The sequence below is a fragment of the Salinibacterium sp. UTAS2018 genome, from assembly GCF_004118935.1.
GTDB lineage: Bacteria > Actinomycetota > Actinomycetes > Actinomycetales > Microbacteriaceae > Rhodoglobus.
In genome coordinates, this window is sequence record NZ_CP035375.1 from 672,197 (window position 1) to 694,527 (window position 22,331).

The following is a 22,331-nucleotide window of genomic DNA, read 5'->3' on the forward strand; positions in this document are numbered from 1 at the left end:
AGGCAAGCCTAAGACTGAATCACAAAAACTGCGCTGTGACTTCTGCCAAAAGTATCTTGACGTCGAGATAAATATACACCATGGTCGTGGCGCCTTCGCGTTGCCACGGCGAGGAGTGCGAACTAGGCGGACTCGCTTCGCCCGTAGGCCGTACGCATCAGCAGCCACGTCACCCAGAGCACGCCGGCGTAGAGCGGAACTCCCAAAAGAAGCTTCGCCGTAGCGAGTGCCTGCGTAGCTTCTGCGAAGTAGAGCGGCAATTCGACGGCAAGACGAAGCGCGAAAAGTGCCGCCCAGAGAACGGTCGCGATCAGTGCAACCCGAAATTTAGCCTTGTCTTCTCGCCAGTCGGCCGCACTCGGAACCAGGAACGTTGCGATGAGCCCCACGAGAGGACGTCGCGCGATCACGCTCACGACGATCGCGATGAGAAAAAGGAAATTGATAACGAAACCGAGAAGGAAATTATCCTCGGCTCGCCCCGTAATGAGTGCAAGACCAGCGGAGAGCGCGACGCCCAAGACCCCCACCAGCGCCGACGACACAGGAGTGCGCGAAACAACTCGAGCGACCACGAAACCCAGAGCGACGACAACCGGAGCCACGACAGACGCCACGAGCTCTTGCGTGATCGTAAAGATGACCAAAAACGCGAGCCCGGGAAGAATGGACTCCACAAGGCCGCGGATTCCGCCCATCGCCGCCAACAGAGCGCTTGAAGTGGGGGCTTCCCCGGGGGCGACATGCCCGACAGCGGAACGACGTGCGGCCGCAGCTAAGGCCTCACGAACACTAGGGTCGACGTCCGGCTGATTCAGGTCGGACTCCCCCGCGTGTTCGTCGGCCGAACTCACGCGGTGGCTTCCTTGTCACCCGTGGCAGGCATGTGCAGCGGAATCAAGTCGCGTGGCGGCATGGGCGTGCTTCCTCGCACCACCACAATGGAACGGAACAGATCTTCGATCTTCGTAGCAGCATCCGCGCTCGTGAGCGCCTCACCGGCGATGACACCGCGAAGGAACCATCGCGGGCCGTCGACACCGACGAAACGAGCAATGCGCTTCTCACCCGGCTTTCCGGCAACGGGTATCTCAGCAAAGACTTCGGGACCGAAAGGCCCTTCGGAGACCGTAGTCGTTCCCCCCTGCGTATTTACTTGGCCGATGATCTGCTGACGAATTTCATGCCACAGTCCACTCGAACGGGGTGCAGCAAAGGGCTGAATCTGGAGTGTTGATCCCGCGTAGTCGAGACCAACCGCGACCACCCGCTTGCTCGCTTCTTCTACCTCAAGGCGAAGGTGCAGTTCTTGGCGGGGAAGAATCTTGACGCCACCCAGGTCGACGTAGGGGCGAACAGCGTTCGCTTCGCTCTCGTCAAGCGGCCCATCGGTGGCGCGATTCTCTGGTGCTGACTTGGGGTGATCCTGCGGCTGCTCGGTTTCAGTAGTGTCGCTCACGACGTGGCTCCTTGTTGTGTTGACTCTGCGCGGAATCCGGTCGAGCCGAAGCCCGCCTCACCGCGATGGCTGCCAGGAAGAGTCGAGACGGGAATGAATCGAGCTCGGGAGACTGGCATAACGATCAATTGCGCGATTCTATCGCCCGGCTCGATATCGAAAGTGGACGAAGCATCAGTATTGAGCAACGTAACCCGAATTTCACCACGGTAGCCCGCATCTACCGTGCCGGGGCTGTTCACGACGGTGATCCCGTGCCGCGCCGCCAGCCCGCTGCGGGGAACAACGAAAGCCACATACCCAGCCGGAAGGGCGATCGACACTCCCGTCGCTACCGTTTCTCGCGCCCCGGGCGCTAGCGAATAACTCTGGGCCGAATAAAGATCGGCGCCCGCGTCCCCCGGGTGCGCGTAGGTCGGGGTTTGGCCGGAGGAGATAAGCACCTCAACGTTGTCAATCACGAGTCGAGGCTAGTGCAGAAGAGACAACTCGCCGAAACGCCGGCGCTGAAATCAGTGTGTAATGGACGGGTGACTTACTACCGTGAACGCTTGTGGCCCACCGCGTGGCTCTACATCAGCACCGCACTCATCATCCCGGCGAGCATCTTGGTGTTCTTGCCGATTAACATCGCAGTCGGCTACATCACTGCCGCCGTGCTTTATCTGGCGATTGTTGGCTTCCTGCTGTGGTCGGCGCCGCTCATCACTATTGACGAGAAAGAATTGCGCGCTGGTAGTGCCAGGCTCCCGCTAGAAATCATCGGGGACGTAGCTACGTTCGACGGCGCGGAGGCCACGCTTGAGCGCGGACAACGACTGGATGCGCGGGCTTGGCTCATGATTCGAGGCTGGGTGTCGCCCGTTGTGCGCCTTGAGTTGATCGATGAGAGCGACCCGACACCGTATTGGTTGTTGTCGAGTCGCACTCCCGAATTGATTGCTGAAGCAATCGCAGAGGTTAAGCTGCGCACTCCAGGCAAATAGCGCCCAGCTTGGTTGTGTGGTCGACCTGCGAGCGGTGCTTCACAAGGAAGCAGCTCACGCAAGTGAATTCGTCCGCCTGAGGAGGCAGAACAACCACATCGAGGTCCAGGTCAGAAAGGTCTGCGCCGGCGAGCTCAAAGTTCGCCGGGTTGTCTGAATCGTCGACGTCAACCGAGCCCGACATTTTGTCAGGAACACGCTCTTTAAGAGCCTCGATCGACTCGGAGTCGTCGTCGGTCTTACGAGGTGCGTCGTAGTCGGTGGCCATGCCCATCCACTTCTTTTTTACGTTGAATCACCGGAATCGGCGGGCACAGTCTCCATGAAAGCGAGCCGAATTGCAAACCGTCGATTCTGCATCACTGTGCAGCGCCTGTGACAACTGTTCACGGAGGCGTGTTATTCCCGGGAAAAGCACTCTAGGCGTGCGAACCTAATGATGAATCTTGAGGGCTGGAGAAGTTCACTATGGAAGACCTTCGGGTAATCGAAGTACAAGACGGTGCGCTGATCGTGTCGAGCAATGACGGCACGAGATATCGCCTCGCCGTCGACAGCGTGTTGCAATCTCGGCTGCGCCAGAGCCGTGCCCTTTCGGGGACCGGCCCCAAGCTTGCTCCCCGCGAGATCCAGGCCCACATTCGGGCTGGCATGTCCGCACAGGACGTCGCCAACCTCACCGGTGCCGACTTGGAGTACATCGAGCGCTTCGAGGGACCCGTCGTCGCCGAGCGCGAATTCGTAGTCAAGTCAGCTCTCGCTGTTCCAGTGCACGTCGCTGGCGAAACTGACACCCTCACTTCAACCCGAACTTTCGGTTCCGCTATCCGCGAACGACTTGTCGACATGCATGCGGCCAATGAGCGCTGGGCCAGCTGGAAAGACCCAGAGTCAGGGTGGATTGTCAAGCTTTCGTTCAGCGCGAACACTATCGACCACGACGCGCGGTGGCAGTACGACCCCAAACGCCAAGCTCTTGCTCCCCTCAACAACGAGGCGAAAACCCTGTCGCAGCAGGGCGAGGTAACCGGGGCGCTCATTCCCCGCCTCCGCGCCGTAGCGCCGACAGAGGGAGCTCCGGATGCCGCGCGCTTCGATAGCGGAGCATTCGACATCGACGACCTCTCGGCCGAACCCGCTCCCATCCGCCCGGCAGAGTTGCCCGTCATGCGCGATCGAAGCGCAGAAGCCGGTGTCGGTAATCAGACCGCTGATCTACTTGATGCGTTGCGTCGTCGCCGCGGCGAACGCGAACCCGCGAATTTTGAACCTGAAGAAGAGCCTGCTCCCACGATCAACCCCGAACCCTCGATGCGACTGCTTGATCCTCCCGCTGCGGACGAACGTCGGGACGCCCCTGCGCCGCCCCATGCAACAGCACCTCAACCAACCGCAAAGGCACGACGACGACGGGTCGCCATGCCCAGCTGGGACGACATCGTTTTCGGAACCAAGCCCGACGACGACCCGGCCTAGCCTTCGCTCACCGCACGACATACCCCGCGCCCACTGCGCGACTCGGCCCCGAGGAACCCGGGGTCAGAGGGCAAATGCTCCGTAACGCAGCAGCGGTACCCGCAGTTCTTCGTCTGACCATGATCCATGCTGGCCGATCATGTTGCGTCCCTTGTCGTTGGCCGCCCGAGAATCGTAATAGGCGATTGCCTTGCGAGCGGCGACGATGATGTCACCAATACGAGCGACCACATCTGGGGCAACCTCGCCAAACCATCCTGCATCAATCGCTTCATCGCGACTAGCGACCCACGCTCGGCTGCCTTCGGATTCCCGCCAGCGCTCGAGAACGGCGCTACGGAGATCTGCATCGACACCTGTGTGGAAATGAAGCTGAAGGCAACGTGGCTCACCGGCGATGTGCGCGATGCCCTCAAGTAGCTCGGGAGCGGAATCGAACAGGACATGCGACTCGCGAGGAATGTCGATCATTCCATGGTCAGCGGTCACGAGGAGTCCTTGGTCAGGGGCCATGAGCGGGACCGAAGCGGCAAGCGCAGCGTCAAGCGCTTCGAGCGCGTGAGTCCATTGCGGTGATTGCCATCCATTGGCGTGACCGGCCATGTCGAGTTCCGGGGCGTAGACGTAAGTGAGCGATGGTTGATCGCTCGTGTGCCCAACTTCTACCGCAGCTCGCACCCGTTCAGCAAGCGAGCCCGCAACGATGTAACGCGCACCGCGCAAAACTGCCTTCGTGAAGCCCGAGTCACGATAACGCGCCGCTCCCACCGTGACCGCTGTAAAGCCACGCTTCGAAGCGAGCTCGAAAATCGTCGGCACTCGCTGCCAGGTTGCGGGGTCGGTGCGGGAATCCCAGCCCGAAAGTTGCTGAAAAACACGATCGTTGACGGGGTCGAACGCGCTGTACCCCACCAAACCATGCTGCCCCGCGCGTTGCCCGGTCGTCAGACCCGCGATTGCCGCGGCCGTCGTCGTCGGAAATCCCGATTGAATCACCGCAGCTTTGGAAAATGCACCGGCAAGCGTGCGCGCATGCCCCAACCTGGCTTTGAGGTTGTGAGCCCCCATGCCGTCGACGAGAAGTACAACCGCGTGACGCACGGGAGGCAGGCTCAAGCGGTTCGCCTCGCCCGATATTGCCTGAAATGAACTTGACAACACATCGGTAAGGTTCGCTGAGTCTGGGTTGAGCGCCGGTAACATTAGGGCAATCCTATGGCTACTCCCACAAAACCCACCCCAGACTCCCCCGCCGGCGAACGCATCGAGGACATCGATGTCACGACCGAGATGCAGGGCTCGTTCTTGGAGTACGCGTACTCCGTGATCTATTCGCGTGCGCTTCCCGACGCACGCGACGGCCTCAAGCCGGTTCAGCGTCGAATTCTGTACCAAATGAGTGAGATGGGCCTGCGACCCGAAAAGGGCCACGTCAAGTCGTCGCGCGTTGTCGGCGACGTCATGGGAAAGCTCCACCCCCACGGAGACGCTTCCATCTACGACGCCATGGTGCGCCTGACACAAAGCTTCATCCTGCGGGTGCCGCTGATCGATGGTCACGGCAACTTCGGTTCTTTGGATGACGGCCCCGCTGCTCCGCGGTATACCGAGGCTCGCTTGCAAGCATCAGCGATCGCGATGACGGATGACCTGGACGAAGACGTCGTCGACTTCGTCCCCAACTACGACAACTCCACTACGCAGCCCGAGGTCTTGCCTGCGGCTTTCCCGAACCTGCTGGTCAACGGTGCGAGCGGTATCGCCGTGGGTATGGCCACCAACATGGCGCCCCACAACCTCGTTGAGGTCGTCGGCGCCGCGCAGTACTTACTGACGAACCCCGACGCGTCGCTTGAAGAACTCATGCAGTTTGTTCCGGGACCCGACCTTCCCACCGGCGGAAAGATCATGGGGCTTGCCGGAGTGAAGGATGCCTACGCGAACGGTCGCGGCGCGTTCAAGACCCGCGCCACGGTCGCCGTCGAGTCAATCACCGCCCGCAAGATGGGCCTCGTCGTCACCGAACTTCCCTATCTGGTTGGCCCCGAGCGCGTCATCGAGAAGATCAAAGACGGTGTCAATAACAAGAAGATCGTCGGCATCTCGGATGTCACCGACCTCACCGACCGCAACCACGGCCTGCGCCTCGTCATCGGCATCAAGACCGGCTTCAGCCCGGATGCCGTGCTCGAGCAGCTGTACCGCCTCACCCCGCTGGAAGATAACTTCAGCATCAACGCGGTGACTCTCGTTGACGGTCGGCCACAGACTCTCGGACTGAAACCTTTGCTCGAGGTCTTTCTCAAGCACCGACTGCAGGTGGTTACGCGTCGCAGCAAATACCGTCTGGCGCGGCATCTCGAACGACTGCACCTCGTAGAGGGCCTACTGATCGCCATCGTCGATATCGATGAGGTCATTCAGGTCATTCGCAAGAGCGATGACAGCGATCAAGCGCGAACACGCCTACGGGAAGTGTTCGACCTCAGCGAGCTGCAAGCCGAATATATCCTTGAGCTTCGCCTGCGGCGTCTCACTAAGTTCAGCCGCATCGAGCTCGAGGCCGAGGCCGAGAAGCTGCGCGCGGAGATCGCACGCCTTGAAGCGCTGCTTTCAGACGACAACCTCATTCGCGCTCTAGTTTCAGACGAACTCGACGCGGTTGCTGAAAAATTTGGAACCCCGCGACGCACGCTGCTCACTGAGGCACCTGCTTCGATCGCCACCACGTCGCGAGCGGCGGCACGCAAGAATCAGGCTGTCCTCGAGATCGCTGATGAGCCGTGCATCGTCTTGCTCTCCACGACTGGTCGAATCATTCGCGTCGGCATTAGCGATGGCGACACTGTGCTCGCGGCATCTCGGCGCTCGAAGCACGATGCGATCCGTTCGCGTGTCACTACTACAACGCGTACAGAGATCGGTGCGATCACGAACCGCGGCCGCCTCATAAGATTCACCGCCGTAGATTTGCCGAGTGTTCCGACAAGTTCGGTTCAGTTGGGGGCCGGCGCGAGGGTCAGTGAGTACCTCGCTCTCGACAAGAAAGAACATGTTCTCGCCATCGTGTCGCTCAACAGCGAGGAACCGATTGCTCTCGGAACCCGCCAGGGCATCGTCAAGCGCATCACACCGGGCGTGTGGCCGTCGAAGCCAGACTTCGAGATCATCTCCCTCAAAGCGGGAGACGAGCTCGTAGGAGCGGCACACGGCGCAGACGATGACGAGCTCACCTTCGTCACTTCGGACACCCAACTGCTGCACTTCGCTGCCGCGGCAGTGCGTCCGCAAGGGATCAGCGCCGGCGGCATGGCCGGCGTCCGAGTCGCCCCAGGAGCAGAAGTTATCTTCTTCGATGCGGTGGATGCCGACTCTGAAAACGTAGCGGTTACGGTTTCGGGGTCGAGCGTCACGATCCCCGGCACCGATCCGGGGCGTGTGAAGCTCAGCGAGTTCTCCCAGTTCCCGGCCAAGGGTCGCGGCACCGGCGGTGTGCGCGCTCACTCCCTGCTCAAGGGCGAGGATGTACTCACGCTCGCGTGGGTCGGGCGAGTTCCCGCAACAGCTGTCGGACCAGATGGCGCTGTTCGGCAGCTTCCAACCGAACGAACCAAGCGTGACGGTTCAGGCGTGCCGCTCGACAGCGTGATCGGATCGATTGGGTTCACTCCGTAGCAAGAATCGATCGCGCGCGACCGCAATACAACGACTGAGGGCCGTTACCTGAACAATTCAGGTAACGGCCCTCAGTCGTTGAAGACCAATTGCACGTGACGTCGCTCACCGGCGATGAACGCCCACAACGATCCCGAGCTAGACGTCAATCCGGTCGCGATCGAGACCCTGGCCCTGGATGATGAACTCTTTGCGCGGAGCCACCTCATTGCCCATCAGGAGTTCGAAGACCGTGCCAGCATTCTCGGCATCCGCGATGTTGACACGTCGTAGAACTCGATTGTTGCGGTCCATAGTGGTGCTCGCGAGCTGGTCGGCATCCATTTCACCGAGGCCCTTGTAACGCTGGATCGGGTCTTGGTAGCGCTTACCGGACTTCTTCAAGCCGGCAAGAACCCCGTTGAGTTCCTTTTCCGAGTAGGTGTAGATCGTCTCGTTGGGCTTGGAACCCGGATTGATCACCACCACTCGGTGAAGCGGAGGGACCGCAGCGTAGACGCGCCCATCTCGAATCATGTCGGGCATGTAGCGGAAGAAGAGCGTCAGCAACAGCGTGCGGATGTGGGCACCGTCGACATCAGCATCAGCCATGATGATGACCTTGCCGTAACGGGCGGTTGAAAGATCGAAACTGCGCCCCGAACCCGCTCCAATGACCTGAATTATGGATGCGCACTCAGCGTTGGACAACATGTCGCTGATCGACGCCTTTTGAACGTTCAGGATCTTGCCGCGGATCGGAAGCAATGCTTGGTACTCGCTATCGCGCCCCAACTTTGCTGTTCCGAGTGCAGAGTCACCCTCTACGATGAAGAGCTCACTGTTCGCGACGTCGTTCGATCGACAATCGACGAGCTTGGCCGGGAGGCTGGAGCTCTCGAGGGCGTTCTTGCGGCGCTGGGTTTCTTTGTGAGCTCGAGCAGAGATACGCGACTTCATCTCGGCAACAACCTTGTCGAGCACGAGTGCCGCCTGCGACTTGTCATCGCGTTTCGTCGACGTGAAGCGTTCAGAAAGCGCCGCCGCAATTACCTTGGCGACAATCGCTCGAACGGCGGGCGTGCCGAGAATCTCCTTAGTCTGTCCCTCGAATTGAGGTTCAGGCAGCCGAACGGTCAGCACCACGGTGAGCCCAGCGAGCACATCATCTTTATCCAGCTTGTCGTTGCCAAGCTTCAGACGGCGGGAGTTCTTCTCAGTCTCCGCCCGCAGGAATTTGAGCAAACTCTGCTCGAATCCAGCGAGGTGTGTTCCGCCCTTTGGCGTCGCGATGATGTTCACGAAGCTCTTTATCACCGTGTCGTAACCGGTGCCCCAACGCAGCGCGACATCCACAACGCAGTCACGGGACACTTCAGTCGAGACCATATGACCGTTCTCTTGCAAAACGGGAACACTTTCGGTGAAGCCACCAGATCCGGTCAATCGCCACACATCCGTGATCGGCGGGTCTACGGCGAGGTGCTCAACAAACTCTGAAATTCCGCCCTCGAAGGCGAACGATTCGTGACGAGGCTCCTCGCCCCGCTCATCCGTTACGTTCAGAGTCAGATTGGGCACGAGAAAGGCCGTTTGGCGAAGGCGATCGATCAGCCCGTCAGACTGGAACGTCGCGCCCTTCGTGAAAATCTGACGATCAGCCCAGTAGCGCACACGAGTACCCGTGCGCCCCTTCGGCACTTTGCCGATAACAGCGAGTTCGCTACCTGAAACGAACGGCGTGAAGGGCGCATCCGGAGTCGGCTCCCCCGAATCAGCGAACGTACCGGGCTCACCGCGGTGGAACGACATCGCGTACGTTTTGCCATTGCGGTCGACTTCGACGTCAAGACGTTCGGATAGCGCGTTAACGACCGAAGCACCAACGCCGTGAAGTCCACCCGACGCCGCGTACGAGCCAGAACCAAACTTTCCACCAGCGTGAAGCTTCGTGAAAACAACTTCAACTCCCGTGAGTCCGGTCTTAGGTTCGACGTCCACGGGAATACCGCGGGCCTTGTCCCTTACTTCAACGCTTTCATCCGCGTGCAAGATCACACTGATCTCAGAGCCGTGGCCATCAAGCGCCTCGTCGACCGAGTTGTCGATGATCTCCCAGAGGCAGTGCATGAGTCCACGAGAGTCGGTGGACCCGATGTACATTCCGGGTCGTTTGCGAACGGCTTCAAGCCCCTCGAGCACGGATAGGTGACGGGCTGAATAGTCAGAGCTCGCCATAGTTATCTCCTAGGGGTTGAGAACGGAAGGCCACATCCAAGACTACGGTCTCGTCCCGACATTGCCTCTCACCGACACCCATCAGCACCGTGAGGGGATAGCTGCGCGGCCGGGCTACGCGCTGAGCGAAATGCCCTCAATGTAGGAAGAATTTGCAGGCGGTCATGCTTGTATAGGCGTACGGAATAACAACCGCAAGCATCAAGAAGGAGTAGGCCATGTCGAACATTGCAACAGAAGACACCCCAGTCGATGAGATGGACTACACCCTCACGGCGATCGATCGCTGTGACAGTTGTGGCGCGCAGGCTTACATCCGCGCGACCCTCGCCAGTGGCGACCTCCTCTTCTGCGCCCACCACGGCGCTAAGTTCAAAGACAAGCTTTTCCCCACCGCGATCGCGTGGCACGACGAGTCGAGCCGACTCACTGCGTAGAGCTTCGGCTATCATGAACAGTCGTTAGTTCGTTGCCGGCGCTGGTGTCGGTGTGACCTTCGTAGGAGTACTGTGAAGCGCATCCGACACTATGTGTCGCGTCTTGTATCGCTCGACGTCAAAAATATGATCGGCGTTGCACGCGCAATCAGTGCACGCAGTTCGACACCGACAATCGTCATCGTTCTTGACATGGTCTGGTGTTCGCTCGTTTATCAATCGGGGTACCTCGATTACGAAGAATTCGAGTTCAACACGCTGTCCTCCTCTCAACGGAGCACTTGGATCACCAGCGGCAACGCCAATTCGATCGTGGTCAAATACAACCAGCGTGCTTTTCGCGAACGGTTTTATGACAAGCCGACCTTCAATAGGACCTTCGATCAATGGCTCGGCCGTGCCTGGCTGGATCTGAGAACCGCCGGTGAAGCTGACTTCGTTGAGTTCGTGCGCAACCACGACCCAATCATGGTCAAAGTCGTGGACAGCATGAGTGGCGCTGGCATCGAAAAATACAGTGGTCACGAGCTGACTGACGCCAGAGCGCTGTATCGAAAGCTCCTCTCGCACCGGCAGTTTCTCGTGGAGGCATTCATCGAGCAGCACGCGGAGATGTCAGCTCTCTGCCCGACCAGCGTCAATTCCCTGCGGATGATTACGTTCTTCGATGGCACGAACGTTCATGTTATGGAAGCCGTCCTGAGAATGGGCAACGGTGCTGACGTCGACAATTACGGTCGCGGCGGCATGTATACGGTTCTCGACGAGAAAACCGGCATCGCCCCCTATGGCGCCTTCGACAAATATGCGAACACGTTTACCGTGCATCCGCAATCGGGAACGCCGATTGTAGGCTTTCAGGTCCCCCTCTATGACGAAGTTCTGCGCACGCTAGATACCGTCGGCCGAATGATCCCGGAGATCCCCTACGTGGGCTGGGACGTCGCGATCTCCACCACCGGACCGGCCATCATCGAGGGCAATTACAACACCGGCGTCTTCCAGATGAAGCCGAGTCTTACCGGTATCAAGACGGGGCTACTCCCCAAGTTCCGCCGGGTAATCGACTTCTAACAGTGTCCGACACAAGCGCGATCGTGTGGCGTTAGGCCCGACGGATAACGCCAAGAGGAGTGCTCTGGTGATCCTGCCCTAGAGGGTTATCTTTCAGGACCTTCAATACCAGATCACTCGTTGCCCGATCAGCTGTCGAGCCGAGGATGTTTCCGCCGAAGTCGTTGATATCCACAACGAGCACCTGAACATCGCGGTCCAGCGCAGCCGCAATGTCAGCGGCAACACCGTCTGGTCGGGCTGGGCCGAGTACGACGTGGGAGTCGTACGGCGGAATTGTGTTTTTCGTGGGCCCATCGATCGCTCGAGCCTTGGGCCCTGCAATCCGGTAGAAGTCACCGCGTCGCCCCACGAGCTTCGTGACGGCGGCCACAGCAGCTGCGAACAGAATGCGAGGAGTGCCGCACTCACGCAACGCCATCTCCATCGTCTCGGGCATGCCTAGGCCGATGCCGTGAGATGTCTTAGTCACATACTTCGAAAGGAAGGTCGCAAGCTTGCGTGGCTCTACCTCAGAGATCGGGTAAGCCCGCCCCTGCGTGATTCCGACAATCTTTTCCGTGACAAAGAGCAAGTCTCCATCGCGCACGACATCTGCCGCGTACTCCGAGACGACCTGAACGATGTCATCCTCACGAACCACCAGTCGAGTCTTGATGGGAAGCCGTTCGTAAACGGCGCCATCGACCTCGACGGTGAGACTCTTACCAGCGTTCGCTTCAGCACCCATTGTTGGCCTATTCGAGGTAGTCGCGCAGTGACTGCGAGCGTGACGGGTGGCGCAGCTTGGCCATCGTCTTCGATTCAATCTGACGAATACGTTCACGCGTTACGCCGAACGTGTCGCCGATTTGGTCAAGAGTTTTCGGCATACCATCGCCGAGGCCGAAGCGCATACGAATAACGCCTGCTTCACGCTCGGAGAGCGAGTCAAGAAGACTCTCGAGCTGCTTTTGCAGCATGGTGAAGCCAACGGCGTCGGCAGGAACAACAGCCTCGGTATCCTCGATCAGGTCACCGAACTCGCTGTCGCCGTCTTCACCGAGCGGAGTGTGGAGCGAAATTGGTTCACGGCCGTACTTCTGAACTTCAACGACCTTCTCGGGCGTCATGTCCAGTTCGCGCGACAGTTCTTCTGGGGTGGGCTCGCGACCCAGATCCTGAAGCATCTGGCGCTGAACACGCGCGAGTTTGTTAATGACTTCAACCATGTGAACCGGGATACGAATCGTACGAGCCTGGTCGGCCATTGCCCGGGTGATCGCTTGACGAATCCACCACGTGGCGTAAGTCGAGAATTTGAAGCCCTTGGTGTAGTCGAACTTCTCGACGGCACGAATGAGGCCGAGGTTTCCCTCTTGGATCAAGTCCAGGAACTGCATTCCACGACCGGTGTAGCGCTTAGCGAGAGACACAACCAGGCGCAGGTTGGCGCCGAGCAAGTGGCTCTTAGCTCGTTGGCCGTCCTTGGCTACCCACTGAAGTTCCCGACCGAGCGTTGAGCGAACTTCGCCGGGCGCCATTTCGGAAAGCTTGTCTTCCGCAAACAGACCGGCTTCGATGCGCATTGCGAGCTCAACTTCTTGAGCGGCGTTGAGCAGAGCGACCTTGCCGATTTGCTTCAGGTAATCCTTGACAGGGTCTGCCGTGGCTCCGGTGATCGCGGCGGAATACACGGGGACGTCGTCGTCATCGTCAACCAGAGAAAGAACGAGAGCGCCGGTGGGCAGCGCCTCATCCTTACTCTTCGACTTTTCGTCTTGATCGTCCTCGGGCTTCGCTTCTTCGCCGTCAGCCTCGACAATATCGTCAGCTTCGGCGGCAGCTTTCTTGCCTCGCGTCGCGGGCTTCTTTGCGGCAGGCTTCTTGGCAGCTGCAGGCGACTTCGTCGTCGCTGCTTTCTTTGCGGGGGCCTTCTTGGGCGCGCTCGCTGCACCTTCGGCGGCGGTAGCTAGCTCTTCAACTGCGTCGGCAGCTTTAGCACGCGTTCCGGCCTTAGTGGCCGCTTTCGCGGGGGCTTTCTTGGGTGCGGATGCAGTCTCCGCAGTCTGAGTTCGGGTCGCCATGTGAACACCTTTCCGAGGTTTTCGGGCAGTACTAAGACCCATGTCAAGTCTCCGTCTGAATCACCGCACGGCAATACAGAACCAGAAACAAGACCGGGTCTTAAACCCATTATGCCACGCTTTTTCGATGCTTTGCACCATCACACGATCGCTCTTGCCGAGTCGGCAGCAACTATGCAACGAGTGTGCATCATGCTGTCAGTTCAGTGCGGTGCGGTTTCTCGGGCTACAGAGGATGATTCGATGCGCCATCGTCGTCACCGGCGCGACGGATCGCTAGGAATTTCTGCAACTCTGCGGCTATCTCGTCTGCTGTCGGGAGTTCGCCATCTTCATCCGTCAGAGGCGAACGCATCGGATTCTCCTCCATGTAGTTGTCGTGGCGCTCTTCAAGAGTGCCTACAAGCTTGGCAAGCTCTTGGTTGCTTTCGACTTGACCATCGATCTTGGCGACGAACTCTCGGCCCTCTTCACGAAGCCGATCGGTGGGAAAGATAAGACCCGTTGCGGCGCTGACACTCTCGAGCGCCGTAACGGCCGCCGTTGGCCATTCAGTGTCCGCCAGATAGTGCGGGATCAAAAGTACGAATCCGGCGGTGGGGTGCTCGATCTCTTGCAGTCGATATTCGATCAGATGCATCGCGTTCGCCGGCACCTGCGTGTGCGGCTTCCAGACGGAGAAGGCGTCGATGAGCTCCGAGCGATTTCCGCTCACTGTGACGCCAATGCTTCGTGTGTGAGGGACCGGCATAGGAATCGCATGAACCCACGTGGTGGATTTCACGTCAAGCTTCGAGATCAACCGCAGAACAGCAGCGGAGAAGCGTTCCCACTGAAAGTCAGGCTCATAACCCGTGAGAAGGAGGAACGGCTGCCCCAGCTCGTCCTTAGCCAGGTAGAGCTCGAGTTTTGCAGGTCGGTAATCGCTCAGGTGATCTTGGTCAAAGTAGATTGTCGGGCGACGTGCGCGGTAGTCGAGTAGAGCGTCGTTGTCGAACGAAGCCACGACCGTGCGTTCGAGAGTATCGAGCAGATATTGACTGAACTGGCTGACAGCACCACCAGCATCCGCGAAGCCAGTGAGACCGGCGACAAGGGGCAGGCCGCGCGGCACACCCGCGACATCGGTGTCGATGTCATATAGGCCGGCTGGATCTCGCATGCTTCCACTCTAATCGCGGGCGCGACAGCAACCTCTTGAAACACCTCCACGGCGTCATGCTCCTAGCGAACATGCAGGCCGATGCTGGCTATCATGAGGATATGACCGTTGCTACGTTGCACTTGTCCACCTCGCCCGCCTCCGAACTCACGTCCGATGTTCTCGTGATTGGGGTGGTGAAGACAGAATCTGGCCCGAAGCTCGTTGACGCGTCACCAGCACTCGCCTCATTTGAGCAATCGCTGAGCGTCATCGGTGCCACCGGCGCAGCGGACGAGCTACACCGCATTCCCGCCACCGGCATCGCTGCCCCCGCCGTCGCGTTCATCGGGCTCGGCGATGCCGCGCGCTCAACGGAAAACTTGCGCTACGCGGCTGGTTCCGCCGCACGTCAGCTGCGCGGTGCTTCTCACATCGCGCTAGCGCTCGGAGCCGAATCGCCGGCAGACACTCTCGCCATTCTCGAAGGCGCGGCCATTGGCGCATACTCCTACGACGCCTATCGCTCGACTCCCCCCGAGACCGCAAAGCAACACGCAAGTACCATTACCGTCCTGAGTCCTGTTGCCGATGTTTCGCTGATTGAGCGGGCAGAGATCATCGCCCACGCGACGCACGTCACTCGTGATCTCGTCAACGAAGCACCCCGCGAGCTTTACCCTGAAACCTTCGCAGATCGCGCGAGCGAATTAGCGGCACTCGACAACGTTGAAGTTGAAGTCTTCGCTGAAAAGGAACTGGAAGCGGGCGGCTTTGGGGGCATCCTCGGGGTAGGCCAAGGATCGACTCGCGGCCCGCGCCTGGTCAAGATCAGCTATACCCCGGATGACGCGACGAAGCACCTCGCGCTCGTCGGTAAGGGAATCACGTTCGACTCGGGCGGGCTTTCGCTCAAGCCTGGACTTTCCATGATCGGCATGAAGTTCGACATGAGCGGCGCCGCGACAGTGATGGCGGTTCTCGAAGCGTGCGCCAAACTTCGAACGAACGTACGTCTCACAGCGTGGCTCTGCTTGGCAGAGAACATGCCGTCGGGAAGTGCCATTCGCCCGAACGACGTCCTGACAATCCGTGGCGGAAAAACTGTCGAAGTACTGAACACTGACGCCGAAGGCCGGCTAGTTATGGCTGACGGCCTAGTTGCCGCCAGCGAGGAAAACCCAGACGCCATAGTCGACATCGCCACGCTCACCGGGGCGGCAGTCGTGGCTCTCGGCAACCGCTACGCCGGAGCTATGGGCGACAAGGCTCTAGTTGCTCACGTTGTTTCCGTAGCTGATCGAGTGGGCGAACCCTTCTGGCCCATGCCCATCAGCCCTGAACTGCGCCCGTTGCTCGCCTCCGACATCGCAGACATCGCGAATATCAAACCAGGCAACACCGCCGGCGGAATGCTCATCGCGGCTGCTTTCCTTAAAGACTTCGTGGGGAAGCGCGCTGACAGCACTGAAACGATCCCCTGGGCGCACATCGATATCGCAGGCCCCTCGGACAACCGTGGCGGGGGCTGGGGATACGTCGGCAAGGGAGCGACGGGAATTGGTGTGCGGACACTCATTGAACTGGCCGAGGAATTTTCTCGTCCGTAGTAAGGTTTTTTAAACGCGGATTCTTTCCGCACCATCCGGTCGCACGGATTACACACCATGCGTTCCGGCGAACAAATTCCTTACAGAGGAGCTGCTGTATTGGCTGAGCACAATTTTGACCTTGTCGTTCTTGGTGGAGGAAGTGGTGGATACGCAGCAGCGTTGCGCGCCGCCGAACTGGGTATGACCGTTGGCTTGATCGAGAAGAACAAACTTGGAGGCACGTGCCTTCACGTTGGTTGCATCCCGACCAAGGCTCTCCTGCACTCGGCCGAGGTTGCTGACGTCACGCGCGAGGCGGCCAAGTACGGCGTCGCCGCCACGCTTGATGGAATCGACATCGCTGGTGTCACCAAGTACCGCCAGGATATCGTCGCAAGCAAGTACAAGGGCCTTCAAGGACTTGTGAAGATGCGTGGCATCAACGTAATCGAGGGCGAAGGCAAGCTCGTCGCCCCGAACACCGTTCAGGTCGGCGAAGACACTGTCATCGGTAAGAACGTGATCCTCGCGACTGGTTCGTATTCACGCAGTCTGCCCGGCCTCGAAATCGGTGGCCGTGTAATTACGTCCGAACAGGCTCTCGAGCTTGACTTCGTGCCCAAGAAGGTTGCCGTTCTTGGTGGCGGTGTTATCGGTGTTGAGTTCTCTAGCGTCTGGAAGAGCTGGGGTACCGACGTTACGATCATCGAAGGACTCCCCCACCTCGTTCCGAACGAAGACGAGTCTGTTAGCAAGCAGTTCGAGCGTGCCTTCCGTCGCCGCGGCATCAACTTCCACACCGGCGTTCGGTTCAAGAGCGTTGAGCAGAACGACGACGGAGTTGTCGTGACGCTCGAAAACGGCGAAACGGTTGAAGCCGAGCTTCTGCTCGTTGCCGTCGGCCGCGGCCCCTCCACTGCAGGCCTCGGATTTGAAGAAGTCGGCATCGAGATGGACCGCGGTTTCGTCCTGACCAACGAGCGCCTCGCGACCAACGTTCCCGGCGTCTACGCCGTGGGCGACATCGTTCCAGGCCTTCAGCTTGCTCACCGAGGTTTCCAACACGGAATCTTCGTTGTCGAAGAGATCGCTGGCCTCAAGCCAATCGTGATCGACGATCTCAACATTCCGAAGGTTACCTACAGCGACCCCGAAGTAGCGTCGGTCGGCCTCAGCGAAGCCAAGGCGATCGAGGCTCACGGCGCAGAAAACGTCAAGGCGTACGACTACAACCTGGGCGGCAACGGCAAGAGCGCTATTCTCGGCACGGCCGGCTCGATCAAGGTTGTCCGCGTCGTCGATGGCCCTGTCGTCGGCGTTCACATGATCGGTGCCCGCGTTGGGGAACTGATCGGCGAAGCACAATTGATCGTCAACTGGGAAGCACACCCCGAAGACATCACCCCGCTGCTTCACGCACACCCCACCCAAAATGAAGCCCTTGGCGAGGCATTCCTCGCCCTGGCAGGCAAGCCGCTTCACGCGGTCTAGGCTCCGCCTCAACCACGGAACTAAGCTATTGATGACAAGCATCACAAAGGAGCAGTACTGATGAGCGAATCCGTTAACCTTCCGGCACTCGGCGAGAGTGTCACCGAGGGCACGGTGACCCGCTGGCTGAAGCAAGTCGGCGAGCGTGTAGAGGTTGACGAGCCCCTGCTCGAGGTCTCGACTGACAAGGTCGACACGGAGATTCCCTCTCCCGTCGCCGGAATCATCGAAGAGATCTTGGTTGCCGAAGACGAAACAGTTGAAGTGGGCACCGCGCTCGTAAAGATCGGCGATGGATCAGGTGGCGGAGACGCTCCTGCCGAAGAGACGCCCGCCGAGGCAGCACCAGCTGAAACAGAGGCACCCGCTGCTGAAGCTGCGGCACCAGCCGCCGAAGCACCGGCTCAGCCCGCTGCGCCGGCGCCAGCTGCCGAAGCACCGGCTGCCGAAGCACCGACTCAGCATGCTGCGCCCGCTGCCGAAGCACCCGTTGCCGAACTAGCTCCTGCTGCCGAAGCACCCGTTGCCGAAGCGGCACCTGCTGCTGAAGAAGTCGCTGCTGCTGAAGAAGTCGCTGCGCCTAGCGCAACCGAACAGGCTCCCGCTGTAGCCCCCGAGGCGCCCGCAGAGACGGCCCCGGTTGCCGCAGAAGCTCCCGCCGAGGAAACCGCTCCCGCGGCGCCCGCTGAGGAAGCTGCCGCTGCAGCATCCGACGAGGACGATAGCGACGACTCACAGGCCGGCTACCTCACTCCTCTCGTGCGCAAGCTCGCGAACGAGCGTGGCGTTGACGTGAGCACGATCACGGGCACTGGCGTCGGCGGTCGCATCCGCAAGCAGGATGTTCTTGCTGCAAGTGAGCAGGCAACGACCCCCGAGCCGGAAGCAACCGCTACCGCGCCAGCTCCTCTGGAAGTTTCGCCATTGCGCGGAACGACAGTTCCGATGTCACGCCTGCGCAAGGTCATTGCTGAGCGCGCCGTGCTTTCGATGCAGTCTTCTGCCCAGTTGACGTCGGTTGTCGAAGTTGATGTCACCGCTGTGGCGAATTTCCGCAACTCGGTGAAGGATGACTTCCTCGCTAAGACCGGCACGAAGCTCTCCTTCTTGCCCTTCTTCGCACTGGCCGCAGCGGAAGCGTTGACAGCGCACCCGATCATCAACGCGACCATCGAAGACAACGCGATCGTGTATCCGGCCCAGGAGAACATCAGCATCGCAGTGGACACCGAACGTGGATTGCTCACGCCGGTTATCCGCGATGCTGCGTCACTTGACATTGCTGGGCTCGCAGGCGAGATCGCAGACCTTGCTGCTCGCACTCGCGACAACAAGCTCACTCCGGACGAGCTCTCGGGAGGAACGTTCACGCTGACCAACACTGGATCGCGTGGCGCACTCTTCGACACTCCGGTCGTGTTCTTGCCCCAGTCGGCGATCCTTGGAACAGGAATCGTCACCAAGCGCCCTGTCGTGGTGAGCGATGCCAACGGTGATGCAATTGCGATCCGATCAATGGTGTACCTCGCGCTGAGCTACGACCACCGGATTGTCGATGGAGCAGATGCCGCAGGCTTCCTCGTTGACATGAAGAAGCGCCTCGAAGCCGGCGATTTCGCCGACAAGCTGGGAATCTAAGTCACTCCGCATCAGTGAGGGAGCACATAACTCCTGACTCGCCAACCGGCCTCGCCCTTCACCAGAAGGAGCGAGGCCGGTTCGCTTTTGTCACCAGGTGTTTCGAATTGAAACAGAACGCTGTCCCCTAAGCGTTGGGTAACCGTCGCCGTCGCGGCATCGAACGCCGAATCCGTCGACAACTCCGCGCCTGCAAGCACTGCTTCGATCGCTGCGCTGTCCGCAGCGAACGCCGGTGAATCGCTGCGAGAAACAGCCGCGAGACACTCGATCGAGAGATCTCGGAGGCAGTCGTCTCGTGCTGCTAAGAGCGCCGCTAGCGCTATCACCGGGTCTTCATCCAGACCGCTCGGTGACGCACCGGAGTCGTCCGTCTCGAGCTCGGCCGCAGAACCGTCGCCCAGTTGGGCCTCGCCAGTTACTCCGGCTGAGCCAGACGACATCGCCTCGTCATCTAACGTTTCGCCCGCAACGCCAACGGTCGGCTCCGAACTCGCGTTCTGTTCGGAGACTAGGATGATTGCTGCCGCGATCGCCAGAGCTGCAATACCGAGCGCTGCGACAAACCACGTTCGCTTACGAACTGGAGCGCACCATGCCCTCGCCGCGCTTACAAAGGTGCGCAGCCTATTGCGGCCTTGGCGGAGAAAACCCTCCAACGCACGCTGCACGCCGACCGGAAGTGCAAGAACAGCGCCCCATTCAGCAGACGCGTCTTTGCCAAGCGGGGCCTCGGTCGGCGATCCATCGAGACGAGCGGGAACCGATTGTGCGGCACGGTCGTCCGGCTCGGCGGTGAGCAGTACGGGCTCTGGGGCACCGAGCGCGAAGAGCCGACATTCGCATTGAAGCTCCCAGTCGCAGCTACCGATCTGCTCCGTGTCACTGAGCCACTCCACAAGGTCAGCAATCTGCCCCTCTTTTTCCCGCTCCGCGGTTATCGCCGAAAGTACTCCGCACGCGACCAGCGCGAACTGCAGACGATCATCACGAAATGCGCTCTCGGTATGAAGGGCGGTTGAAGTAGGGCGTATCTCGCTCACGCTGGCGTGCCCCCACTCAGCAAAGAAAGGACTTCCTTCAGAGTTAAAGTGGACAGTATCCACGGAGACCGCCCCCAGAGCGATGCCCTCACTATGCAACTGATTCAACGCAGCAATCAGCGGGGCCAGAATCGTGATCGCCTCTCCGATACGCAACGAAGTACGATCCCGCATGAGCCTGCGCAAGGTGCCCGCGCTCTGCCAATCGAAGACAACGACGGGCCTGCCGTCTGGCGCAGCGGCAAGATCGTCGATCGATTGAACGTGGTCTCCCGGAGCCCGAGTGGCACACTCAATCTCGCTCAAAATGCGCCCTGCAGGAACTTCGGGATTGAAGCATTTGATAAGTCGCAATCCCGCGGCACCATCATCCGCGCCTCGGCCTTCCGCCCGGACCAGAATAGTTTGAGATCGCGGGCCCTCGCCCATTGGCCGAATAGTGCGATAGCCCGCAATAGTGTTCTCGTTCACCCTGCAACTCTCGCTTGCTCGGCTTTGTCGTGGCCATATTCGCGGGTCATTGGGGAAAGACGCGACTACTAGAACGGAAGGAGGAGTTGCACGACTACTCGAAGTCAACCGACAAGTCCACCTTGATCTCTCTGCTGGAGGAACTCACAGCTGCCCAGAAGGCCGTATCCTAGAGTCATGGCTCGCAGCGAAAAGACACCCAAGGCTCCCAAAGAACCCGGTCGCATCAAGCAGATGTATCAGGTCTTCCAGATGACGCGACGGTACGACAACCTCGCAGTCTGGTTCTTCTTGTTGGCCTTCCTCGTGCCGATTCTCATCGGGCTCGCGCTGGCCTTCCTGTTGTCGGCGGACAACGTTCTTGGCTTCGTGCTCTACATCGTGGCGGGCGTGATGGCGGGACTTCTCGCTTTCTTGATCGTTCTAGGCCGTCGCGCTGAACGTGCCGCATACTCCCAGATTGCTGGTCAGCCCGGCGCTGTTGGGGCTGTGTTGAAGAGCTCACTTCGTCGCGGCTGGACCGCGAGCGAAATGCCCGTAGCGATCAGCCCCAAGACGCAGGATGCTGTCTACCGCGCTGTGGGCAAGGGTGGCATCGCGCTCATCGGAGAAGGCCCGCGCAGTCGAACGCAGAAGATGCTCGAAGACGAACGTCGCAAGATGAATCGCTTCTTGCCTAACGTTCCGGTTCATTTTATCTACGTCGGCCCTGACGCTGAATCAGTGGCGCTCCACAAGCTCGCCCCCACACTTGGTCGACTCAAGAATGTCTTGCGCAAGCCCGAGATTCTCGCAATCTCTAACCGCCTGAACTCTCTCGACAAAAATAGTCTGCCGATCCCCAAGGGAATCGACCCTATGAAGGCTCGCGCTCAGCGTTCACAACGCGCTTAGATCGTTAAAACGCGCCTAGATCTAACCCCGCTAGATTTTCGCAGCCAACGCCGATGAGCCTCCACGCTCGTCGGCGTTGCTTGTAATAGGCCAGGCTCCCGCAAAGCTTCGATCGAAACAGTCATTCGAGCCGCACCCTTAGGAAAGCTCGGGCTTTACCGGCGCACCAGCAAGGTGCCCGCGACTCGATCGTGCATTCCGCGCTGGTCAGCGTCCCAGATAACGGCAGGGATGACGAGTGCCATAAGCACGGTGCGGACGATCGGTCGCCAGATGCCCAGGAGGCCACCCGCTACCGGGACCACTCGCATTCCAGTAATGAGGTGGCCGAAGCTTCCATTTGCGGTGATCAGTAAGACGACCTGAGCAGCAACGAAGATGCCAAGAGTAGCGAATGCGTCGTACTCGAAAAACGCAATCGATACGACAACCGCGAAACCCCAGTCGATAGCAAGGGCCACTAGCCGCCGCCCTAACCGACCAATTGATCTCGGGCCTTCCGCGGGAAGCCCGATTCTTTTGCCTGGCCAATCGTCGGAAGGTGCTGCTTGCTGATTCACTTCACCAGCCTAACGAATGACGGTCGCGTAACATGCCGGAAACATTTCTGACGTGACGGCGAAACTCGAGTTCTGTACCCTAAGAGATGGTTGTAACGACAGCCGATCATC

General features: G+C 59.6%; 20 protein-coding genes. 9 read left to right on the forward strand and 11 right to left on the reverse strand.

Going from position 1 to position 22,331, the window contains the following annotated elements; translation table 11 throughout:
* Positions 1-122: 122 nt before the first annotated feature.
* From ESZ53_RS03215 to dut, 3 genes are read right to left on the reverse strand one after another with little or no spacing between them, the layout of a single operon-like run.
* The gene (locus ESZ53_RS03215) at positions 123-854 is read right to left on the reverse strand and encodes a DUF3159 domain-containing protein (protein WP_129071513.1); all 732 of its coding nucleotides are present in this window, start codon (positions 852-854) and stop codon (positions 123-125) included.
* On the reverse strand, positions 851-1,459 hold the full coding sequence (locus tag ESZ53_RS03220) for a DUF3710 domain-containing protein (protein ID WP_129071514.1): 609 nt from the start codon (positions 1,457-1,459) through the stop codon (positions 851-853). The genes ESZ53_RS03215 and ESZ53_RS03220 overlap by 4 nt, the downstream gene beginning before the upstream one ends.
* Positions 1,456-1,920 carry a dUTP diphosphatase gene (gene dut, locus ESZ53_RS03225; protein WP_129071515.1) on the reverse strand — a complete coding sequence of 155 codons (465 nt, stop codon included), beginning with the start codon at positions 1,918-1,920 and terminating at the stop codon, positions 1,456-1,458. Before dut ends, ESZ53_RS03220 begins: the two co-directional genes overlap by 4 nt.
* Positions 1,921-1,989: 69 nt before the next feature.
* Here dut and ESZ53_RS03230 point away from each other — a divergent pair, with 69 nt between their 5' ends.
* A complete protein-coding gene (locus tag ESZ53_RS03230) occupies positions 1,990-2,445 on the forward strand; it encodes a DUF3093 domain-containing protein (protein ID WP_129071516.1) in 456 nt (151 codons plus the stop codon).
* Here the strand turns inward: ESZ53_RS03230 and ESZ53_RS03235 are convergent.
* Positions 2,420-2,713, reverse strand: coding sequence for a DUF4193 domain-containing protein (locus tag ESZ53_RS03235; protein ID WP_100389298.1), 294 nt, complete (start codon positions 2,711-2,713; stop codon positions 2,420-2,422). The two genes, ESZ53_RS03230 and ESZ53_RS03235, sit on opposite strands and share 26 nt — an antisense overlap.
* Positions 2,714-2,913: 200 nt before the next feature.
* Between ESZ53_RS03235 and sepH the strand changes: the two genes are divergently transcribed.
* Positions 2,914-3,921: a septation protein SepH gene (sepH, locus tag ESZ53_RS03240; RefSeq protein WP_129071517.1), complete on the forward strand. Its 1,008-nt coding sequence runs from the start codon at positions 2,914-2,916 to the stop codon at positions 3,919-3,921.
* A 63-nt stretch (positions 3,922-3,984) separates the two neighbouring features.
* Here sepH and ESZ53_RS03245 read toward each other — a convergent pair whose 3' ends face one another.
* The gene (locus tag ESZ53_RS03245) at positions 3,985-5,037 is read right to left on the reverse strand and encodes an alkaline phosphatase family protein (protein WP_246837367.1); all 1,053 of its coding nucleotides are present in this window, start codon (positions 5,035-5,037) and stop codon (positions 3,985-3,987) included.
* Positions 5,038-5,136: 99 nt separating this feature from the next.
* Between ESZ53_RS03245 and ESZ53_RS03250 the strand changes: the two genes are divergently transcribed.
* Positions 5,137-7,596 (forward strand): DNA topoisomerase (ATP-hydrolyzing) subunit A, encoded by a 2,460-nt coding sequence (locus ESZ53_RS03250; RefSeq protein ID WP_129071519.1) that lies wholly within the window; start codon positions 5,137-5,139, stop codon positions 7,594-7,596.
* 138 nt (positions 7,597-7,734) lie between these two features.
* Here ESZ53_RS03250 and ESZ53_RS03255 read toward each other — a convergent pair whose 3' ends face one another.
* Positions 7,735-9,813, reverse strand: a complete 2,079-nt coding sequence (locus ESZ53_RS03255) for a type IIA DNA topoisomerase subunit B (RefSeq protein ID WP_129071520.1) — start codon at positions 9,811-9,813, stop codon at positions 7,735-7,737.
* Between the two features lie 218 nt (positions 9,814-10,031).
* Between ESZ53_RS03255 and ESZ53_RS03260 the strand changes: the two genes are divergently transcribed.
* Positions 10,032-10,250, forward strand: a complete 219-nt coding sequence (locus ESZ53_RS03260) for a hypothetical protein (RefSeq protein ID WP_129071521.1) — start codon at positions 10,032-10,034, stop codon at positions 10,248-10,250.
* A gap of 72 nt (positions 10,251-10,322) precedes the next feature.
* Entirely contained in the window at positions 10,323-11,324 is a 1,002-nt protein-coding gene (locus ESZ53_RS03265; protein ID WP_129071522.1) for a sugar-transfer associated ATP-grasp domain-containing protein, read from the forward strand.
* Between the two features lie 31 nt (positions 11,325-11,355).
* On the opposite strand, the gene ESZ53_RS03270 is transcribed toward ESZ53_RS03265, so the two are convergent.
* The 3 genes from ESZ53_RS03270 to ESZ53_RS03280 form a co-directional block, all read right to left on the reverse strand.
* Positions 11,356-12,054, reverse strand: coding sequence for a coenzyme F420-0:L-glutamate ligase (locus tag ESZ53_RS03270; RefSeq protein ID WP_129071523.1), 699 nt, complete (start codon positions 12,052-12,054; stop codon positions 11,356-11,358).
* 7 nt (positions 12,055-12,061) lie between these two features.
* Positions 12,062-13,390, reverse strand: coding sequence for an RNA polymerase sigma factor (locus tag ESZ53_RS03275; protein WP_129071524.1), 1,329 nt, complete (start codon positions 13,388-13,390; stop codon positions 12,062-12,064).
* Between the two features lie 226 nt (positions 13,391-13,616).
* Positions 13,617-14,552, reverse strand: coding sequence for a proteasome assembly chaperone family protein (locus tag ESZ53_RS03280; RefSeq protein ID WP_129071525.1), 936 nt, complete (start codon positions 14,550-14,552; stop codon positions 13,617-13,619).
* Between the two features lie 101 nt (positions 14,553-14,653).
* Here ESZ53_RS03280 and ESZ53_RS03285 point away from each other — a divergent pair, with 101 nt between their 5' ends.
* The 3 genes from ESZ53_RS03285 (at position 14,654) to ESZ53_RS03295 (ending at position 19,252) form a co-directional block, all read left to right on the forward strand.
* The gene (locus tag ESZ53_RS03285) at positions 14,654-16,141 is read left to right on the forward strand and encodes a leucyl aminopeptidase (protein WP_246837368.1); all 1,488 of its coding nucleotides are present in this window, start codon (positions 14,654-14,656) and stop codon (positions 16,139-16,141) included.
* A 99-nt stretch (positions 16,142-16,240) separates the two neighbouring features.
* On the forward strand, positions 16,241-17,614 hold the full coding sequence (lpdA, locus tag ESZ53_RS03290; protein WP_129071526.1) for a dihydrolipoyl dehydrogenase: 1,374 nt from the start codon (positions 16,241-16,243) through the stop codon (positions 17,612-17,614).
* A gap of 60 nt (positions 17,615-17,674) precedes the next feature.
* Positions 17,675-19,252, forward strand: coding sequence for a 2-oxo acid dehydrogenase subunit E2 (locus ESZ53_RS03295; RefSeq protein ID WP_129071527.1), 1,578 nt, complete (start codon positions 17,675-17,677; stop codon positions 19,250-19,252).
* 11 nt (positions 19,253-19,263) lie between these two features.
* Here ESZ53_RS03295 and ESZ53_RS03300 read toward each other — a convergent pair whose 3' ends face one another.
* The gene (locus tag ESZ53_RS03300) at positions 19,264-20,766 is read right to left on the reverse strand and encodes a hypothetical protein (protein ID WP_129071528.1); all 1,503 of its coding nucleotides are present in this window, start codon (positions 20,764-20,766) and stop codon (positions 19,264-19,266) included.
* A 177-nt stretch (positions 20,767-20,943) separates the two neighbouring features.
* Here ESZ53_RS03300 and ESZ53_RS03305 point away from each other — a divergent pair, with 177 nt between their 5' ends.
* Positions 20,944-21,660 carry a DUF4191 domain-containing protein gene (locus ESZ53_RS03305; protein WP_129071529.1) on the forward strand — a complete coding sequence of 239 codons (717 nt, stop codon included), beginning with the start codon at positions 20,944-20,946 and terminating at the stop codon, positions 21,658-21,660.
* 155 nt (positions 21,661-21,815) lie between these two features.
* Here the strand turns inward: ESZ53_RS03305 and ESZ53_RS03310 are convergent, their stop codons facing one another.
* Positions 21,816-22,220, reverse strand: coding sequence for an RDD family protein (locus ESZ53_RS03310; RefSeq protein WP_129071530.1), 405 nt, complete (start codon positions 22,218-22,220; stop codon positions 21,816-21,818).
* Between the last annotated feature and the right edge of the window lie 111 nt (positions 22,221-22,331).

What these genes read in the sequence shown, in the direction of transcription:
- ESZ53_RS03235 (WP_100389298.1), bottom strand. Translation starts at nt 2,713, where the DNA reads ATGGCCACCGACTACGACGCACCTCGTAAGACCGACGACGACTCCGAG.
- sepH (WP_129071517.1), top strand. Translation starts at nt 2,914, where the DNA reads ATGGAAGACCTTCGGGTAATCGAAGTACAAGACGGTGCGCTGATCGTG.
- ESZ53_RS03250 (WP_129071519.1), top strand. Translation starts at nt 5,137, where the DNA reads ATGGCTACTCCCACAAAACCCACCCCAGACTCCCCCGCCGGCGAACGC.
- ESZ53_RS03255 (WP_129071520.1), bottom strand. Translation starts at nt 9,813, where the DNA reads ATGGCGAGCTCTGACTATTCAGCCCGTCACCTATCCGTGCTCGAGGGG.
- ESZ53_RS03260 (WP_129071521.1), top strand. Translation starts at nt 10,032, where the DNA reads ATGTCGAACATTGCAACAGAAGACACCCCAGTCGATGAGATGGACTAC.
- ESZ53_RS03270 (WP_129071523.1), bottom strand. Translation starts at nt 12,054, where the DNA reads ATGGGTGCTGAAGCGAACGCTGGTAAGAGTCTCACCGTCGAGGTCGAT.
- ESZ53_RS03275 (WP_129071524.1), bottom strand. Translation starts at nt 13,390, where the DNA reads ATGGCGACCCGAACTCAGACTGCGGAGACTGCATCCGCACCCAAGAAA.
- ESZ53_RS03280 (WP_129071525.1), bottom strand. Translation starts at nt 14,552, where the DNA reads ATGCGAGATCCAGCCGGCCTATATGACATCGACACCGATGTCGCGGGT.
- ESZ53_RS03285 (WP_246837368.1), top strand. Translation starts at nt 14,654, where the DNA reads ATGACCGTTGCTACGTTGCACTTGTCCACCTCGCCCGCCTCCGAACTC.
- ESZ53_RS03295 (WP_129071527.1), top strand. Translation starts at nt 17,675, where the DNA reads ATGAGCGAATCCGTTAACCTTCCGGCACTCGGCGAGAGTGTCACCGAG.
- ESZ53_RS03305 (WP_129071529.1), top strand. Translation starts at nt 20,944, where the DNA reads ATGGCTCGCAGCGAAAAGACACCCAAGGCTCCCAAAGAACCCGGTCGC.